The organism is Marinobacterium sedimentorum (assembly GCF_024267675.1).
Taxonomy (GTDB): domain Bacteria; phylum Pseudomonadota; class Gammaproteobacteria; order Pseudomonadales; family Balneatricaceae; genus Marinobacterium_A; species Marinobacterium_A sedimentorum.
On record NZ_JALDYX010000019.1, the window covers coordinates 50477 to 67203 of the forward strand.

Consider the following 16727-nt stretch of genomic DNA (forward strand, 5'->3'; position numbering starts at 1 on the left):
CAGGCAACTATAAAGGCCTATGCTTTATTGGTAGAATCGCCGCAATTACCGCGTTTAAAACCTCAACAGACAAGGATACGAGATGGCACATCACGACGAAAACTTCCGTGATACTGCGGGCTACGGCTGGCTTTTCATTAATCTGCTGGCACTGCTCTGGATCACGATGCCGGTCAGCATCGCGCTGGTCAAGATCGTGCAGTGGTAAGACTGCGCCTGCAGTCGGGCAATTGACATGAGTCAGCTGCGCATTGGCGATATCGCCAAAGGATCGGGCCTGAGCGTCGAAACCATTCGGTATTACGAACGCCGCGGCCTGATCAGCCCCCTCGGTCGCCTGCCATCAGGCTACCGCTGTTATGACGAACACACCCTTGAACGCCTGCACTTTATCGTGCGCTGCAAATCGCTCGGCTTTAGCCTGGATGAAATTCAGGAACTGCTGCTGCTCGACCCCAACGCCGAGTCGGCGCAGGTCAAGCAGAAGGTGGATCTGCGCATACAGCAGATCGAAGACAAAATTTCACAACTGCGTGAACTGCAACACTCGCTGCATCAGCTGTCCGACCTGTGCTCCGGCGAGGGACCTGTTTCAGGCTGCCCGATCATCGACACCCTGAAACACTAGCTCTCCACCCCTGCCCGCCAGACCAGGACCACAGCCTTCACACCGCGGCCTGAATACAAAAAACAGCGCCCTGGAAGCAGCAGGCGACGAACAAAGACTATTGAGCCTTGATGGTTTCCACGCCAGCAGCTGTCCCCATCAGCACCACATTCGCCCCGCGGCGGGCAAAGAGCCCATTGGTGACGACACCGACCACATTGTTAAGCTCGGTTTCAAATACCTTGGGATCGCTGATTTTCAGATTGTAGACATCCAGAATCAGGTTGCCGTTGTCGGTGACAAAGCCTTCGCGAAGCTCCGGTTGCCCGCCCATGCGTACCAGCTCCCGGGCCACCAGCGAGCGCGCCATGGGAATCACCTCGACCGGCAGCGGGAAAGCGCCCAGGCAGGGCACCTGCTTGGAGGCATCGACGATACAGACGAATTCCCTGGCCGCCGCCGCGACGATCTTTTCCCGCGTCAGCGCACCGCCGCCACCCTTGACCAGGTTCAGCCCGGCATCGAACTCGTCGGCGCCATCGACATAGGTATCCAGCCCCGCCACGGCATTGAGGTCGTACACCGGGATGCCATGGCCGCGCAGCCGCTCAGCTGTTGCCTCTGAGCTGGCCACTGCCGCCTCAAACAGATGCTTGATCCCCGCCAGTTCGTCAATAAAGAAGTTGGCCGTTGAGCCCGTACCCACCCCGACGATGGACTCGGGCTTCAGGCCAGCCTTGATATAGTCCAGAGCCGCCCGCGCAACAGCCTGCTTCATTTCATCCTGCGTCATCACACTTGAACCCGTATGCTAGTAAGGCGAGAAATTATACGCCCTGTGCCGGCGCGCTTGTAGACGAAAGCGATGTCAGCTTATACCATTTCCTGCTCTTTGCGGCCGCGACCTGCGCCGCCAGACCTAACTTACGGCACAGCATTCCCATGGCTCATCGATATATCAAGAAGATTCTGGAGGCGCGTGTCTATGACGTAGCCATCGAGACACCACTGGATTATGCCCGCAGCCTGTCCGAACGACTGGGCAACCGGGTACTCCTCAAGCGTGAGGACCTGCAACCGGTGTTCTCATTCAAGCTGCGGGGCGCCTATAACAAAATGGCCCAGCTCAGCGCGGCGGAAAAAGACAAGGGGGTGGTCACGGCATCGGCCGGCAACCACGCCCAGGGTCTGGCCTACTCCGCCCGCCACATGAACGTCAAGGCGACCATCGTCATGCCCAAGACCACGCCGGACATCAAGGTCAGCAACGTCAAGGCATTGGGCGGCAAGGTCATACTGCACGGCGATACCTTTGAGGAAGCCAAGGCCCACGCCGAACGACTGGTCGAAGAAAAGGGTCTGGTCTATGTACCGCCCTACGATGATCCCGATGTCATTGCCGGCCAGGGCACCATTGGCATGGAACTGCTGCATCAGGAAAGTGGCCCCATTGATGCGGTCTTCGTCCCCGTGGGCGGTGGCGGCCTGATCGCCGGTATTGCGGTCTACATCAAGTACCTGCGACCCGACGTAAAGGTCATAGGCGTCGAGTCCGAGGACTCCGCCTGCCTGCACGCAGCACTGGCCGCGGATGAGCGGGTCAAGCTGTCACAGGTGGGTATCTTCGCCGAAGGCGTAGCCGTGGCCCAGATCGGCCAGCACACCTTCGATCTGGCGCGCCAGTATGTCGATGAAGTCATCACCGTCACCACCGACGAAATCTGCGCGGCCATCAAGGATATCTTCGATGACACCCGCTCGATCTGCGAGCCGTCCGGCGCCCTGGGCGTGGCCGGCCTGAAGAAATATGTCGCGCGCGAACAGTGCAGCGAACGCACCCTGATTGCCATCGACTCCGGTGCCAACGTCAATTTCGACCGCCTGCGCCATATCGCCGAACGCTCTGAAGTCGGCGAAAAACGCGAAGCCATCATTGCCGCCCGCATACCGGAGCGTCCCGGCAGCTTTCGCAAGTTCTGCGCGGCCCTGGGCAAGCGCAATATCACCGAGTTCAACTACCGCTACAGCGATGACCAGGAAGCCATTGTCTTTGCCGGCATCCAGACCAGCCCCCAGGGCACCGGCCGTGAAGCCCTGCTGAGCGAACTGCGGGAGCACCTCGACGAAGTCATCGACCTGACCGACAACGAGATGGCCAAACTGCACATCCGCTACATGGTCGGCGGCCATGCGCCTGCGGCCGTGAACAATGAAGTGGTATTTCGTTTCGAGTTTCCGGAACGCCCGGGGGCGCTGATGAAATTCCTCAGCAAGCTGGGCGGGCGCTGGAACATTTCCATGTTCCATTACCGCAACCACGGCGCAGCCTACGGCCGCGTGCTGGTCGGCATGCAGGTTCCCGCCGAGGAGCATGGACAGGTCAAGGACTTCCTGAGCGAGATCGGCTACAACTTCTGGGATGAAACCGACAACACCGCCTACCGCCTGTTCCTGGGCTAGGCAAGGTCCGCCAACGCCTGGGCACCTTCTGCGGCCCAAAAACAGAAAAGCCCCGACGGTGCAAACCGTCGGGGCTTTTTCACAGGCTGATGACAACCCTTATTTGACCAGCTTCGCAGCGGCAGCTTCGCTCGCTTTGGTAGCCAGGCCAGAGAAGGCTTCGCCCTGTGTCTTGATCATCTCAAACAGCGCCTTGCTGGAATCCAGATTGAACGTCACCAGATCCTGCGGTGTTTTCAGGCTCTTGGCCTTGTCGGCATTGGATTTGAAGAAAGCGGCCAGTTCTTCACCGTTTTTCTTCTGCAGTTCAATCGACTGGCTGATGGTGCTGGTCTGGAGTTCAACCAGAGACTGCACGGTTTCAAAAGCGGTCTTGATAGTCGCGTTGGTACTCATGATGTCATTCCTCTTTAGTTAAATTGTGCACTGCACAATAAAACTAATTATACCTATTCAAATCCGCCTGACAACCAATTTGTGCACTGCACAATAAATATTAATCAGGGTTCATCTCGACTGTCTGCGGCCACACCGACAAGATCCACGCCAGCGCCTCCTGTCCTGCATGCAAACGCAAAAAGGCCCCGCAGACTTTCATCGGCGGGGCCTTTCTGTGCGCGGCTGGTCAAAACCTGCCCTACAGCAATGCTGTGAGGCAGGGTCAGATCACAACCAGACGACTTACTTGGACAGCTTGCTGAACTCGGAAGTAGCAGCTTCGCGGGCTTCATTGGCGATAGCGGTAAAAGCTTCGCCCTGGCCTTTCAGCAGCTCGAACAGAGCCTTGTTGGTATCAACATTGAACTTGATCACGTCTTCAGGTGATTTCAGTTCTTTGGCTTTTTCAACTTCAACCTTGAAGAATGCAGCCAGCTCTTCGCCGGTTTTCTTCTGCTGTTCAACAGATTTGGTGATAGCAGCAACCTGGATGTTCATCAGGGTCTGCATGGCTTCGAAAGGCTTCTGGAAATCTACGGACATAGTCATTACTCTTCTCCAAGTTGTTGTGCACCGCACAATAGAATCCATTATAGAGGGTTTGCGGACAGGATCAAGCACTTTTTTGTGCAGTGCACAAAAACTTCACAACCTCGCCTCTGCCCTCTGTTCCACCCTGCCACAGGGTCGTTGCCGTTTCATGAAAAACGGCCCGCCCGCGTGAATTACCGTTCAGGGCGTTTCCGGCGAATGGCGAAAATCGCTGCTGAAAAACGCCTGTAGCGTAAAAACACCCAGCGAAACTATGCCCCACGCCAGCCCCAGCACCACGCCGGCATCAACAATGCCACGCCAGGGCTGGGCCAGAAAATGCACCAGCTGCACCAGCCCGATGATCCCCAGGGTCAGACAGATGGTGATGATCTGGCGCTTGCGTTGCACATGGAAGAAACCCATGCAGAACAGCGGTGCCAGCAGCAGCCGCAGTGGCGTGACATGCTGCGACAGATAATGAATACGCGCCGCCACGCGTGGAGAAAAACCGCACTGAAAACCACGATAGCCTTCGGAAAAGCCCATGAAAATGAGGCTGAAGACCAGCGCGGCCCAATGGTAGGCGCTCAACGGCTGGCTGAACATCTGCCAGCTGATCTGGCTCAAACGATAAATGGCACTGCCAAACAGCAGCGCAATGCCGCTGAAACCCCAAATTGCCGCAATAGAACCTAGCACTGTCTCGCCCTGACTGATTCCAAGAGGCGGCTATTATAGCCTTCTGACAGGCGTTGGACATCCTTGCACAGCACCCGCCCCAACGGAAAAAGCCACCGGCACGAGCAGGTGGCTTTCAGGACGAACGACCGGCGTCTGGGCAGCCCCCCCAGACGCGCGGATGCTACTTGGTAATAAGCTCCGGCCCCATGATGCTGTAAGGCAGGAAGGTCGACAGCCAGGGGATGTAGGTCACCAGAATCAGGAACACGAACAGCACCGCAACAAACGGCATGGCCGCCTTCACGACCTGTGCCAGACTCATGCCGGTAATGCCCGCGGTCACGAACAGATTGAGACCTATAGGCGGCGTGATCATGCCGATCTCCATGTTTACCACCATGATGATACCCAGATGTATGGGATCCACGCCCAGCGCCATGGCGATCGGGAACACCACTGGCGCCACAATAACCAGCAAGCCGGAAGGTTCCATGAACTGGCCACCAATCAGCAGCAGAACGTTGACCGCAATCAGGAAGGTAAACCAGTTGAACCCGGCACCCAGCATCCACTCGGTCACCATCTGAGGAATACGCTCAGACGACAGCGTATGGGCAAACAGCAGCGCGTTGGCGATGATAAACATCAGCATTACGGTGGTTTTGGTGCCGTCCAGAATCACCTTGCGGCTTTCGCCTCCCAGAATGGCCGGGAAGAAGCAGCGCCCGACCGCCACCAGGTTACGACTCCAGACCGGCAGACCCGACACCAGGCAGCGTACCATGGAGGCATCCAGATCTTTGCCTCGCTTGTATATGTAGAACAGGGCAATCACCAGACTCATGCCCAGCCCCCAGGCCGCTCGTTCACCGACGCCGGTCGTTTCGCTCTGAGCGGTAGCAAAGAACGACATGATCATCCACACAAGGAAAAAGGACACGCCGTAAACGCTGCCGTTAAAGCCCACTCGGGCGACGGCTGAATCCGTTTCTGCCACCCAGGGTATCCCTTTGAGCGGCCCCATGTCCCGGTAGACAAAGAGTGCGATCAGCATCGAATAGACGGCCGCCACCACGGCCGCTTCCGTGGGCGTAAAGACACCACCATAAATGCCGCCCATGATGATCACTATCAGGAACAGGCCCCAGCCCGCTTCCTTGCCGCCGCTCACGATATTGCCAAAGCCCTTCCAGGGCTCAGCCGGCAATTTCTTGATGCGTGCCACCACATAGATGGCGAGCATCAGCATGAAGCCGGCCATCAAGCCTGGAATCACGCCAGCCAGGAACATCCGGCCTACCGACACATCGGTAGCGGCGGAATAGACCACCATGACGATGGACGGCGGAATCAGTATGCCCAGGGTACCGGCGTTGGCGATGATGCCGGACGCGAATTCCTTGGAATATCCCACCTGGCGCATGCCGGCTATGGCGATGCTGCCTATAGCGACCACCGTGGCCGGCGAAGAGCCGGACAGCGCCGCGAACATCATACACGCCAGTACCGACGCCATGGCGAGACCACCGCGAAAATGCCCCACACCGGCAATCGCAAAATTGATCAGACGTTTGGCAACACCACCCGTCGACATGAAGGCCGACGCCAGGATGAAAAACGGAATGGCTAGCAGTGTGTAATGCTGGCCGACACCGAACAGCGATATCGCCACAGAGGACAGCGAATCGGCGGAGATAAAGGTGATAAACAGGATTGAAGACAACCCCAGGGATATACCAACGGGCAGACCCAGAAACAGCAGGACCAGCACCATTACAAACAGAATTATTGCATCCACAGCAGGCTCCCTTCTCTCAGTCTTTTAATATATTCAGGTTTTCTTCGACCAGATCCTTAGCTTCATGCCCGCTGATGAGCATGGGTCGCTTGTCCTGCCAGATATCAATGAACGCCTGCAGTGAACGGTAAATTAGTAGCGCCAGGCTGATCGGCAATATGAGCAGCGCCAGCCAGCGGTGTACACGCGGTTGTAAGCCAAAGGCTTCCTGCAAGAATGCGGGGTAGCGCAGTTCTTCCACGCCTATGCCGATCTTGTACATCTTGGCCCAGTACTCGATAGCGCCGCCGCGCACATCAACACCGAGCATTGCCAGCCAGCTGGAGTCGATCAGGATCAGGCCGTACATCAGGGTGGCAAAGGCACCAAACAGCGACAAAGCCTTGCACACCTTGTGCGGTACCGCATTGAGCAGGATATCCACGCCCAGGTGAATGCCGGTCTTGATGCCATAGCTCATGCCCAGCAGAATCAGCCATGAGAAGGCCAGGGTGTTGTACTCAAGCGCAGCAGACCAGCCGGTATTGAAGCCGTATCGCGCAATAACCTGCCCGAATGACACCAGCATGATGGAGCTGATAACGATAACCAGCAGATTTTCTTCAGCCTTGGCCATCGCTATGGGAAACAGTTTTTCCAGGATCCAGAGGATGACAATGAAAACCAGTAGATATAAATGCGGCCAGTAGTCCATAGGAGACACCATTCAGGAATCAGGCCGTGGCCAGCCTGGAGCGGATTAAAGGAAACGGCATGGTTTGGGTTGCCGGTGTGTCAACAACCAGAATATGGGCAGGATCCCGCCATGGGCGGGATCCTGGGCCCGGTACCGGAAGCCTCGGCCCCGGCGTCGGGCACGGCGATCAGGAACCTGCAGCAGCTTCGATCAGGTCGGCGCCGATTTCGCCTTCGAACTGCTTCCATACCGGCTTCATGGTATCAACCCACTTCTGACGCTGAGCATCATCCAGGGTATTGATCTTGCCACCGGCTTCCAGGATGTTGGCGCGGTTGGCTGCTTCAGCCGCCTTCACTTCTTCATTAGCCGCCTGGGTCACTTCATCGGCGATGGTCAGGAACTGCTCGCGCACTTCAGGCTTCAGGCCATCGAGGAACTCGGACGAGGTCATGAACAGGTAGGCCAGCAGCTGATGGTTGGTTTCGGTTACGCTGTCCTGCACTTCAAAGAATTTCTGGGTATAGATGTTGGACCAGGTGTTTTCCTGGCCATCCACCACACCGGTCTGCAAGGCACCGTAGACCTCGGCGAACGCCATCGGTTGCGGCGATGCTCCCATGGCTTCGATCATGGCCTTGGCCACGTCTGAGGTCTGCACGCGGAACTTCATGCCCTTGGCGTCGCTCGGTGCAATCAGCGGCTTGCTGGCAGAGAAGTATTTCATGCCGGACATCCAGTACCCCAGTCCGACAAAACCTACATCGTGCATTTCGTTCAGCAAACCCTTGCCGGCATCGGACTTGGTGAAACGAATGGCAGCATCCATGTCCTTGAAGATGAACGGCAGGTCAAATACGCCGTATTTGGGGCTGTAGGAGCCGAACTTGGACAGCGACGGCGCCAGAATCTGCACGTCACCCAGCAGCAGCGCTTCAAGCTCCTTGCTGTCACCAAACAGAGTGGAGTTCGGGAACACCTCAACGCACATGATGCCGTTCATTTCGTCGTTGACGCGCTTGGCAAAATTATTGGCTGCAACCACCTTGGGATGGGTTGTTCCGCCGGTCACATGGCTCAGCTTGGCAACGATCTCACCGCTCTCACAAGAGGCGAACGCCGTAGTGGCAGAAATGGACAGGGCAAGAGCAGAAAGGGCCAGAGTGAGTTTTTTCATCTTATTGTATCTCCATAGAGGTGTGTACTTGTGAGCTGCCTGCCAACCGCGGCAAACGCCACCGGAACGTGCAACACATACAAATAAGCACAGGTCGTGCCAACAATAGAAAAACCCAGTATAAGCAAGGCCCGCAGCGCTCATAAGCTCTGTTTATGGTAGCAGTGAAATAAAAAAAACAGCGGAAAAGGACGGAAAATCACCCATGAAAACAACCACAATGTGTGGATAACCACCCATTTTTGAGACGGCCCATGGCCGCTCAGGCAGGAAGACAGCGGGAGATGCGTTGAAAATGGCCGTTCACAAGGCCAGGAACCACCCTTGCAATGGTTCCGGCCGTCATGTGGGGCCCGATCAGGACACTCAGAGCAGCCAATACTGCATTTTAGCCACCCCAGGCCAGGGCAACCTGGGCCAGCGATCAGGCGTTCGCACCCGGCACAGAACCTTCAGCCCGGTTTTGGCGGGTTTCCACCCAGCCAGGACTCAGGCAGCCTTATTACTTGAAATCACTCTTGTCCAGGCCGTACTTTTTCATCTTGTCGTAGAGGGTTTTGCGCGGCAGACCCAGAAACTCAAGGGTGTCCCTAATAGAGCCGCCGGTGCGCGACAGCGCCGCCTGAATCAGCATTTTCTCGAAACGCTCCACCTGATCCGGCAACGACAGGGTGGCGCCGCCGTCGCTGTCGACTATCAGGCGGTTATCGAAATCAAAAGTGCCGGACTCCCCGAGCAGCACATAGCGTTCGGCCAGATTGCGCAGTTCACGCACATTGCCGGGCCAGTCATGCAGCATCAGACTGTGCAGGCGCTCGGCCGAGAGCGTCGGTATTTCGCGGTTGTACTGCGCCGAGGCCACCAGCGCAAAATGCTGGAACAGCAGGCCAATATCCTCCCGTCGTTCACGCAGCGGCGGTATATCGAGCCTTAGCACGTTGAGACGGTAGTAGAGGTCTTCTCGAAACTCGCCTTTTGCCGCCAGCGCCTTGAGGTCCGTCTTGGTGGCCGCGATCACGCGCAGATCCAGCGCTATGACGTCGTTGGAACCCAGGCGCTCAATGGCGCGCTCCTCCAGCACCCGCAATAGCTTGATCTGCAGCGCCAGTGGCATACTCTCGATCTCGTCGAGGAACAGGGTGCCGCCATTGGCATGTTCGAACTTGCCGATACGCCTTGTGCGGGCGTCGGTAAAGGCCCCCTTTTCATGCCCGAAAAGCTCGGACTCAATCAGATTCTCCGGCACGGCACCGCAGTTGATGGCGACAAAATTATGATCGCGTCGCCCGCTATGCTCGTGGATGTAGCGTGCCATCAAATCCTTGCCGGCACCGGTTTCCGCCTGAATCATGATATCCGCCGGCGCATCAGCGATGCGGTGCAGCAAACTCCGCAGCTGGATAACCGCCGGCGCATTGCCGAGCAGGCGCGGCCCCGGCGCACTCTGGGCTTCAAGCTCCAGCTTCAGGCGCCGGTTTTCGATGGTCAGGGCGCGCTTTTCCATGGCCCGGCGCACCACATCCAGCAACAGATCCGCCGCGAAGGGTTTTTCGATAAAATCGTAGGCGCCGGCGCGCATGGCGGACACCGCCATGGAAATATCACCGTGGCCGGTAATCAGAATCATCGGCAGGTCGGCATCTATGGCGCGTACCCGCTCCAACAGTTCGAGCCCATCCATGCCGGGCATGTTGATGTCGGATATCAGCACCCCGCTCCAGTCGTCACTGAGCAGTTCCAACACCCGCTCGCCCCGTTCCAGCGTCGTCACATCGTAACCGGCCAGCTCCAGCGTCTGGCCCGCCGCCAGACGAATGTGCTTCTCGTCATCAACCAGGATAATGGGGCGGCAGTGTAGGTTTTTGGTCATCGGCAAATGGGTTCACTCAATATCAGGGCCCAACCGGGCTATTCGGTGATCGTGGGTTGCGATACCGGCCGCAACACCAATGTAAAACAGGCACCGCCGTCGGGGTGGTTGCTGGCACGCAGACAACCGCCCAGGCTTTCGACAATACGGTGGGAGATCGACAGCCCCAGCCCCAGCCCCTGGCCGGCCTTCTTGGTAGTGAAGAACGGCTCGAACAGATGCTCCAGATACTCAGGCGATATACCCGGCCCTGAGTCCCGCACACTCAGCTGCACGGCATCATCGCTGTATTCAAGACCGATGTCGATGCGCCCCCCGGGCTGGTCTTCCAGTGCCTGCATGGCATTGCCAATCAGATTCACCAACACCTGCTCAAGGCGCAGGATATCACCCAGCACATAGACGTGCTCCAGCCCCGCCGGCCAGTGAATGCTTACTGACTGCCGATCCAGCTGCCCATACAGGATCGACATGGCGCCATCGCGGACCGCCTTCAGACAGACCGGCTCCGGCGCGCCGCTACTGATACGGGCAAACTCCTTCAGTGGATGGATGATCTTGGCCATGCGCTCGGTGAGCTGTGATATTTCTTCAAGATTGGCCAGGGCACGCTCGGGGCGGCCCCGCTCCAGAAAGACGCGGCCATTGTCGGCATAGCTGCGAATAGCGGTCAGGGGCTGATTCAGTTCATGGTTTATCCCGGCCGACATCTGCCCGAGTACCGCGAGCTTGGCGGTCTGGATCAGCTCGTTCTGGGTTTGTCGATGCTGGGTCATTTCCTGCTGCAGCCGCGCATTGGCCAGGGTGAGATCCTGAGTACGCTGCTCCACCCGGCTCTCGAGCAGAAGCTGCGCCCGCTGCAGCTGCGTCTCCTGCTGCTTGCGCTCGGTAATATCATGAATCGTCACGATAAAATGCCGCTCATCATTGGCCGCCATACGCCCGATGGTGAGTTCAATCGGAAACAGCGACTGATCCGCGCGCCGCGCCGCCGCCTCTATATGCAGCTCCCGCGTGCCATCATCGGGCTCGGTGGTAATGTGCTGCCAGCACACGGGCCTGTCAGGATGCGCCAGCAGCTTGCTGAAATACTGGCCGCGGATATCTTCTTCACGGTAGTGGAACAGCTTTTCCGCCGTCGGATTGCAGGACTCGATACGCCCCTGGCCGTCCAGGGTAATCAGCCCGGCCTGGGTATTGTCGATGATGGCGCGGATACGGGCGTCATTTTCTTCCAGCGCATGCAGCTCACGCTGGCGAAACAGCGCCCGCTCCTGCGTGATGCGGTTGCGCGCAAGCACAAAGAGCACCAGCAACAGCAAGGCAAAATAGATAATGGCCGTCAGCAACAGGGCTCGGAACACTCGCTGCTCCACGGGCTTCATGCTCGCCAGCACCGCCACGCTGAGACCGCTGTTGGGCACCGGACTGCTCTGCAGCAGGTAATGCCGCGTGCGCACGCCATCCAGACTCGGATTGCTCTGCCGCGACCCCTCCACCAGCGTGATCAGCTGGCTGCCATCCGGCCCCTTGTCACGCCAGAGAATATCCAGTGATGTCAGTTCCTGGACGCCGTAGCGCAGGCTGTCGACGATGCGATACAGGTCCGGCTGGGTCAGCGGCTTGAGGGTACGGAATTTCCACTCTGGCCGGGTGGAAATCACGATAATGCCGTCTTCATCGGTCACCAGGATATCCAGCAGCGGGTCGTTCCAGTCACCCTCGATATCATTAAGGTCAATCTTGACGGCGATAACACCCGCAATCTTGCCGGCGATGCGCACTGGATGGGAATAGAAATAGCCGCGTTTTTTTGAGGTCGTGCCCAACGCAAAATAGCGTCCGGCATGACCCGCCATCGCCTGCCGGTAATAGGGTCTGAAAGAAAAGTTCTGACCAATAAAGGTATGCTCCTGCCACCAGTTGCTGGCAGAAATGGTATCCCCTGCCGCGTTCATCAGGTAGGCATCGGTGGTACCAATGGTCGTGTTGACCTTCTCGAGATAGAGGTTGGCGCGCATGCGCGCATCGGCGTCACTCTGATGCAGCAACGCATTCAGGAGCTCCGAATGGGACGCCAGCAGCTGGGGCAGGTCCTTGTAGCGATCCAGCTTCTGCTGCAGGCTCAGGGTATATCGGTTCATGTCTGCCGCACTGCGCAGCTTGACGTCCTGTATTGCCTGCTGGCGCACCAGTACAGACACCTGAGCCATCAAAAACAGGAACAGCAGCAACAGCAGTATTACCGCCACCGGACGCTGCGCCCGTACAGGTGATATCGAAGTCTGGGAAGTCCGTTGAGTATCATTCATAGTCAGGCCTCATTATGCGCCGGCCTGCATGAACTTGAAATAGCGTCGCCGCGCCCTTACTGTGTGCCAGAGTTCCACTGACTGGCTCATGCTAACCGGTAGCTTCCAGGGTGCTGTATCGCACTGCCCACTCGTTCAACTCCAGTACCCTGCGCCAAGTCGCCGGGCGACCTGGCAAGAGATTCACCATGCAGATTGAAAAGCTGATTGCCAGCGAGCTGAATGCCCGCATCGAACAGGTTAATGCCGCCATACAGTTGCTTGATGAAGGCGCTTCAGTGCCCTTTATTGCCCGCTACCGCAAGGAAATCACCGGCGCTCTGGACGATACCCAGCTACGCACTCTGGAACAGCGCCTGGGCTATCTGCGCGAACTGGCGGAACGGCGCAGCAGCGTACTGGACAGCATCCGCAGCCAGGGCAAGCTCAGCGCCGAACTGGAACAGCAGATTCTTGCCGCCGATACCAAAAACCGGCTCGAAGACCTGTATTTGCCCTTTCGCCCCAAGCGCCGTACCCGTGCCCAGAAGGCCCGCGAAGCCGGCCTCGAGCCCCTTAGCGATGCCCTGCTGAGCGGCAAGGGCCAGGGTTCGCCAGAGCAGCAGGCACAGGGATATGTAAACCCGCCGGCCGGTATCGAAACACCGGCCCAGGCCCTGGAGGGCGCGCGCCATATCCTGATCGAGCATCTGGCCGAAAATGCCGACCTGCTGGCGTCGGTGCGCAGCTGGCTGTGGCAGCAGGGAGAGCTGGTGGTCACTGTGGCCAAGGGCAAGGAAAACGAAGGCCAAAAGTTCAGCAACTACTTCGACTATCGCGAGCGCTGCGGCCGCATTCCGTCACACCGGGCGCTGGCGATTCTGCGTGGACACCAGGAAGGCGTGCTGCGTTACAGCCTGCAGCCCCCCGAAGGCCAGGAGCAGGAAGGCACGCAGCGGATCGCCAGACACTGGCAGCTGCGCGCAGGCAATGGCAAGGCACAGCTCTGGCTCGATGAAACCCTGCAACAGTGCTGGACCCAAAAGCTGCTGCCAGGCATCGAAAATGACCTGGTACGCCAATTGCGCAGCGCCGCCGAGACCGAAGCCATTCAAGTGTTTGCCCGCAATCTGCGCGACCTGCTGCTCGCGGCCCCCGCCGGCCAGCGCACGACTCTTGGGCTGGACCCGGGACTGCGCAGCGGCGTCAAGGCCGCCGTGGTCGATGCCACCGGCAAGCTGCTGACCTATGAAACCCTCTATCCCCACGCCCCAAGCAAGCGCTGGGATCAGGCGCTGGCAACACTGGCAAAGCTCTGTCGCACCCATAATGTCGAGCTCATTGCCATCGGCAACGGCACCGCGTCGCGTGAAACCGAACAGCTGGCCCGCGAACTGGCCGAGAAAGAACCTGCCCTCTCGCTGGTGCCTGTAGTGGTCAGCGAGGCGGGCGCCTCGGTCTATTCGGCGTCTGAGCTCGCCGCCAAAGAATTCCCCGATCTCGATGTCACTATCCGTGGCGCGGTCTCCATCGCCAGGCGGCTGCAGGATCCGCTGGCCGAATTGGTCAAGATCGAAGCCAAGGCCATCGGTGTGGGCCAGTATCAGCACGATGTCGATCAGAGCGCGCTGGCCCGCATGCTGGACGCGGTGATCGAGGACTGCGTCAACCATGTCGGCGTTGATCTCAATACCGCCTCGGTGGAGCTTCTCAGCCAGATCGCCGGTCTGAGCCGCAGCGTCGCCGGCAACATAGTCGAACACCGCAACCAGCAGGGTGCCTTCAGCCGACGCCAGCAGCTGCTGAAAGTACCGCGTCTGGGCCCCAAGGCCTACGAGCAGTGCGCCGGCTTTCTGCGCATTCGCAACGGCGATCAGGCGCTGGACAACTCCGCCGTGCACCCCGAAGCCTACCCGCTGGTCGAGCGCATGGCGGCCCAGCTGGGCTGTTCCCTGACCCAGCTGATCGGTGACTCGGGCCGGCTGGCGCAACTCAACCTCGGCGCCCTGCGCTCGGACCGATTTGGCGACTACACTCTGACCGATATAGTACGGGAGCTGGAAAAACCGGGCCGTGACCCGCGCCCTGAATTCCACAGCGCGCGCTTTGACGATGCCATTACGAGCATGAACGACCTGACAACCGGGCTGCAGCTTGAGGGGGTTATCACCAATATCACCAACTTCGGCGCCTTCGTGGATATAGGCGTACACCAGGACGGCCTGGTGCATATATCGGAGCTGGCCGATCGCTTTGTGAAAGACCCGCATGACCTCGTTAGTACCGGCCAGATTGTGCAGGTACGGGTGCTCAGCGTGGATGCCAAGCGCAAGCGTATCGCCCTGAGCATGAAATCGCCGGACAAGAGCCGTGACGCGCACAACCCGCCACAAGCCCCCAGCGCAGCGTCTAAGCCGGCAGCCAGGCCGGCGGCAAAAACCGCAGCCCCGGCCGAAGGAACACTGGCCGCCAAGCTTCGAGCCGCCGGACTCAGCAAAGGCTAAATCGCGCAGAATTCATGGCGGAAACAGCCCCACGCTTTCTCCGTCTTAATTATTGACCGGTTGGTTTATAATAGCCGCCGTTTCTCATGCGAAAGGGGCAGGAACTTGTCTGCAGCACTTCAAAAGCAGCTGGACCAGCTGGTCCGTAATGGTCAAGCAGCATTGCTCAAGGGCATCCTGCATGGCATCGAAAAGGAAGGCCTGCGCGTAGACGCAAAGGGCCTGCTGTCCCAGACGGAGCACCCCCGTGCGCTGGGCGCAGCGCTCACCCACAGCTATATCACGACGGATTATTCCGAAGCCCTGCTGGAGTACATCACGCCGGTCTTCAAGCGTTCGGAAGACGCGCTGACCTTCCTGGCGGACCTGCACCGCTTCGGCTACGGCCCCCTGGGCGACGAACTGATCTGGTGTACCAGCATGCCGTGCGATATCCCGGATGAAGAAAGCATCCCCATCGCCCACTACGGCAGCTCCAATGTCGGCCAGCTCAAGCATGTCTACCGTACCGGGCTCAAGTATCGCTACGGCAAGATGATGCAGACCATTGCCGGCATTCACTACAACTTCTCTCTGCCAGAAGCCCTGTGGCCGGCATTGCAGGAACAGCAGCAGAATCGAGACAGCCTGCAGGACTTCCGCTCGGAGCAGTACTTTCGCCTGATACGCAACTTCCGCCGCTACGGCTGGATACTGCTGTACCTGTTTGGCGCCTCGCCGGCGCTGTGTAGCTCCTTCCTCAAGGGGCGCAGCCACCAGCTCGAGACGCTGGGCGAGGATACCCTCTACCTGCCTTACGCCACTTCGCTGCGCATGAGCGACCTGGGCTATTCCAACAAGGCACAATCATCCCTGGGGATCTGCTTCAACCATCTAAAGACCTACACCGCGTCGCTGCACCGGGCCATCCACACCCCGTACGAGCGCTACGATGCCATAGGCCTCAAAGTCGACGGCGAATATCGCCAGCTCAACAGCAACATTCTGCAGATCGAAAACGAATATTACAGCGACATCCGCCCCAAACGCGTCGCCCACTCCGGCGAGAAGCCGCTGCACGCACTGCACACCCGTGGCGTGGAATATGTCGAGATCCGCAACACCGACATCAATCCGCTACTGCCGCTGGGCATTGATCAGCAACAGGCCGACTTTATGGACGCCTTCCTGGTGACCTGCCTGCTGGCCGGCGACGAACTGATCGATGATGACGAATGCGAACGCATCAGCGAAAACCTCAAGCGGGTGGTCACACGCGGTCGTGAGCCGGGCCTGGCGCTGCAGTGCAGTGATAGCGAGCGTTCACTGGCGCAGTGGGGACAGGAAATTCTGGATATGGTCAGCCTGACCGCCACAGTGCTCGACAAGAACGAACACGGCAGCCCCTTTAGCGATGCCGTTGCGGCACAGCGTCTGAAGCTGGACGACCCGGCACTGACACCCTCGGCACAGATTCTGGCTCAGCTACTGGAACAGAAAATCAGCCACAGCGAGTTCAGCCTGGCCCAAAGCCGGGCGCACCGGGAAACCCTGCTGAAAACCCCGCTGAGCGAGAAACGACAAGCCTATTTTAGCGAGCTGACCGGCAGCTCGCTCAACGACCAGGCCCGCATCGAAGCCGAAGACAGCCTCGACTTCGATCACTACCTGGCCGACTATCTGGCGCAGTAAGGCAGTAAGGCAGTAAGGCA

General features: G+C 58.5%; 14 protein-coding genes. 5 read left to right on the forward strand and 9 right to left on the reverse strand.

Translation table 11 applies throughout. From position 1 onward, the window contains the following. The first annotated feature begins 82 nt into the window (after window positions 1-82). A complete protein-coding gene (locus MRS74_RS24045; protein WP_256557956.1) occupies window positions 83-208 on the forward strand; it encodes a hypothetical protein in 126 nt (41 codons plus the stop codon). Window positions 209-235: 27 nt separating this feature from the next. Continuing rightward, the gene (locus tag MRS74_RS15515; protein WP_254581185.1) at window positions 236-628 is read left to right on the forward strand and encodes a heavy metal-responsive transcriptional regulator; all 393 of its coding nucleotides are present in this window, start codon (window positions 236-238) and stop codon (window positions 626-628) included. A 97-nt stretch (window positions 629-725) separates the two neighbouring features. Here MRS74_RS15515 and rpiA read toward each other — a convergent pair whose 3' ends face one another. Beyond that, window positions 726-1400, reverse strand: coding sequence for a ribose-5-phosphate isomerase RpiA (rpiA, locus tag MRS74_RS15520; protein WP_254581186.1), 675 nt, complete (start codon window positions 1398-1400; stop codon window positions 726-728). 149 nt (window positions 1401-1549) lie between these two features. Here rpiA and ilvA point away from each other — a divergent pair, with 149 nt between their 5' ends. Beyond that, entirely contained in the window at window positions 1550-3067 is a 1518-nt protein-coding gene (gene ilvA / locus MRS74_RS15525) for a threonine ammonia-lyase, biosynthetic (protein WP_254581187.1), read from the forward strand. 99 nt (window positions 3068-3166) lie between these two features. On the opposite strand, the gene MRS74_RS15530 is transcribed toward ilvA, so the two are convergent. The 8 genes from MRS74_RS15530 to MRS74_RS15565 form a co-directional block, all read right to left on the reverse strand. Further along, window positions 3167-3463 carry a hypothetical protein gene (locus tag MRS74_RS15530; protein ID WP_254581188.1) on the reverse strand — a complete coding sequence of 99 codons (297 nt, stop codon included), beginning with the start codon at window positions 3461-3463 and terminating at the stop codon, window positions 3167-3169. Window positions 3464-3748: 285 nt separating this feature from the next. Further along, a complete protein-coding gene (locus MRS74_RS15535; RefSeq protein ID WP_254581189.1) occupies window positions 3749-4054 on the reverse strand; it encodes a hypothetical protein in 306 nt (101 codons plus the stop codon). A 183-nt stretch (window positions 4055-4237) separates the two neighbouring features. Continuing rightward, complete coding sequence (locus MRS74_RS15540) at window positions 4238-4738, reverse strand: hypothetical protein (RefSeq protein WP_254581190.1); 501 nt, start codon at window positions 4736-4738, stop codon at window positions 4238-4240. A gap of 163 nt (window positions 4739-4901) precedes the next feature. Further along, entirely contained in the window at window positions 4902-6518 is a 1617-nt protein-coding gene (locus tag MRS74_RS15545) for a TRAP transporter large permease (protein ID WP_254581191.1), read from the reverse strand. Window positions 6519-6534: 16 nt separating this feature from the next. Then, entirely contained in the window at window positions 6535-7212 is a 678-nt protein-coding gene (locus tag MRS74_RS15550; protein ID WP_254581192.1) for a TRAP transporter small permease, read from the reverse strand. A gap of 169 nt (window positions 7213-7381) precedes the next feature. Continuing rightward, window positions 7382-8371, reverse strand: a complete 990-nt coding sequence (locus tag MRS74_RS15555) for a TRAP transporter substrate-binding protein (protein ID WP_254581193.1) — start codon at window positions 8369-8371, stop codon at window positions 7382-7384. Between the two features lie 502 nt (window positions 8372-8873). Further along, window positions 8874-10241, reverse strand: a complete 1368-nt coding sequence (locus MRS74_RS15560) for a sigma-54-dependent transcriptional regulator (RefSeq protein WP_254581194.1) — start codon at window positions 10239-10241, stop codon at window positions 8874-8876. Window positions 10242-10279: 38 nt separating this feature from the next. Further along, entirely contained in the window at window positions 10280-12553 is a 2274-nt protein-coding gene (locus MRS74_RS15565; protein WP_254581195.1) for an ATP-binding protein, read from the reverse strand. A 188-nt stretch (window positions 12554-12741) separates the two neighbouring features. Between MRS74_RS15565 and MRS74_RS15570 the strand changes: the two genes are divergently transcribed. Next, the gene (locus MRS74_RS15570) at window positions 12742-15036 is read left to right on the forward strand and encodes a Tex family protein (protein ID WP_254581196.1); all 2295 of its coding nucleotides are present in this window, start codon (window positions 12742-12744) and stop codon (window positions 15034-15036) included. Window positions 15037-15141: 105 nt separating this feature from the next. Beyond that, window positions 15142-16707 carry a glutamate--cysteine ligase gene (gene gshA / locus MRS74_RS15575; protein WP_254581197.1) on the forward strand — a complete coding sequence of 522 codons (1566 nt, stop codon included), beginning with the start codon at window positions 15142-15144 and terminating at the stop codon, window positions 16705-16707. Window positions 16708-16727 lie beyond the last annotated feature (20 nt).

Coding starts and splice junctions, on each gene's coding strand:
- MRS74_RS24045 (WP_256557956.1), top strand. CDS start 83: ATGGCACATCACGACGAAAACTTCCGTGATACTGCGGGCTACGGCTGG.
- MRS74_RS15515 (WP_254581185.1), top strand. CDS start 236: ATGAGTCAGCTGCGCATTGGCGATATCGCCAAAGGATCGGGCCTGAGC.
- rpiA (WP_254581186.1), bottom strand. CDS start 1,400: ATGACGCAGGATGAAATGAAGCAGGCTGTTGCGCGGGCGGCTCTGGAC.
- ilvA (WP_254581187.1), top strand. CDS start 1,550: ATGGCTCATCGATATATCAAGAAGATTCTGGAGGCGCGTGTCTATGAC.
- MRS74_RS15530 (WP_254581188.1), bottom strand. CDS start 3,463: ATGAGTACCAACGCGACTATCAAGACCGCTTTTGAAACCGTGCAGTCT.
- MRS74_RS15535 (WP_254581189.1), bottom strand. CDS start 4,054: ATGACTATGTCCGTAGATTTCCAGAAGCCTTTCGAAGCCATGCAGACC.
- MRS74_RS15550 (WP_254581192.1), bottom strand. CDS start 7,212: ATGGACTACTGGCCGCATTTATATCTACTGGTTTTCATTGTCATCCTC.
- MRS74_RS15555 (WP_254581193.1), bottom strand. CDS start 8,371: ATGAAAAAACTCACTCTGGCCCTTTCTGCTCTTGCCCTGTCCATTTCT.
- MRS74_RS15560 (WP_254581194.1), bottom strand. CDS start 10,241: ATGACCAAAAACCTACACTGCCGCCCCATTATCCTGGTTGATGACGAG.
- MRS74_RS15565 (WP_254581195.1), bottom strand. CDS start 12,553: ATGAATGATACTCAACGGACTTCCCAGACTTCGATATCACCTGTACGG.
- MRS74_RS15570 (WP_254581196.1), top strand. CDS start 12,742: ATGCAGATTGAAAAGCTGATTGCCAGCGAGCTGAATGCCCGCATCGAA.